The organism is Glycomyces sp. L485 (assembly GCF_022548875.1).
GTDB lineage: Bacteria > Actinomycetota > Actinomycetes > Mycobacteriales > Micromonosporaceae > Glycomyces.
Genome location: NZ_JAKZEW010000082.1, coordinates 1 through 1,134 on the forward strand (window position 1 = coordinate 1; position 1,134 = coordinate 1,134).

At 66.8% G+C, this 1,134-nt stretch carries 1 protein-coding gene; it reads left to right on the forward strand.

Annotated elements, in window-relative coordinates:
- Nucleotides 1-1,134, forward strand: a 1,134-nt coding sequence (locus L0U85_RS20110) for a transposase (RefSeq protein ID WP_241379553.1), incomplete at both ends; no start/stop codon positions are given.

The following is a 1,134-nucleotide window of genomic DNA, read 5'->3' on the forward strand; positions in this document are numbered from 1 at the left end:
TACCGGGTGTATCCGACCGCGCCGCAGCGGGTTTCGCTCGCTCGCGCGTTCGGGTCGGCCCGCGTCGTGTTCAATGACGCGGTGGCGGCGAGGAAGCGCGCGCACGCGCAGGGCCTGCCCTACCCGTCCACGGCGTACTTGTCCAAGACGTTGATCACTGAGGCGAAGCGGACGCCGGAGCGCTCCTGGCTGGCGGAGGTGTCAGTGGTGGTGCTCCAGCAGGCTCTGGCCGATGCCGACCGGGCGCATCGGAACTTCTTCGCCTCGTTGGCGGGCAAGCGGGGCGGTGCGCGTATGGGGCCGCCCCGGTTCAAGCGCCGGTCGAACACGCAGTCGATCCGGTTCACGCGCAACGCTCGGTTCAGTGTGCTCGACAGTGGCAGGCTCCGGTTGCCGAAGGTCGGGGACCTCAAGGTGGCCTGGTCGCGCCAGCTGCCCTCCGGCCCCTCCTCGGTCACGATCATCAAAACCCCGACCGGCAGGTACTACGCCAGCTTCGTCGTGTCGGTCGAGGAGGATGCGGACCTGCTCGACCCCCTCACCGACCCGGACGCCGAAACCGGGATCGACCTGGGCCTGAAAGACTTCGCGGTGCTGCGCGGCGGCAAGGTGATCGAGAGCCCGAAGTTCTTTCGCAAGCTGGAACGCAAACTGGGGAAGGCGCAGCGGGTCCTTGCCCGCAAGACCAAGGGCAGTGCGAACCGTCGCAAGGCGCGGGTGCGGGTCGCGAAGGTCCACGAGAAGATCAAAGACAACCGATCCGACTGGGTTGACAAGCAGGTCAACGATATCGTTCGCGAGAACCAAGCGATCTATGTCGAAGACCTGGGCGTCAAAGGACTCAGTCGGGGCCGGGCAGCGAAAAGCGTCCATGACGCCGCGTTCGGCATGTTCCTGGCCCGCCTGGAGTCGAAGGCCGCGCGGGCCGGGCGGACGTTCGTGAAAATCGACCGGTTCTTCCCCTCCACGCGGCTGTGCTCCGAATGCGGGGTGCTTACCGGACCTGCCGGGCTGGAAGGCCTGAAGGTCCGCGAGTGGGTGTGCGAGTGCGGGGCGGTCCATGACCGGGATGCCAACGCTGAGATCAATATTCGCCGTGAAGGCAGACGCCTGGTGGCCGAGGGGCACTCGGAC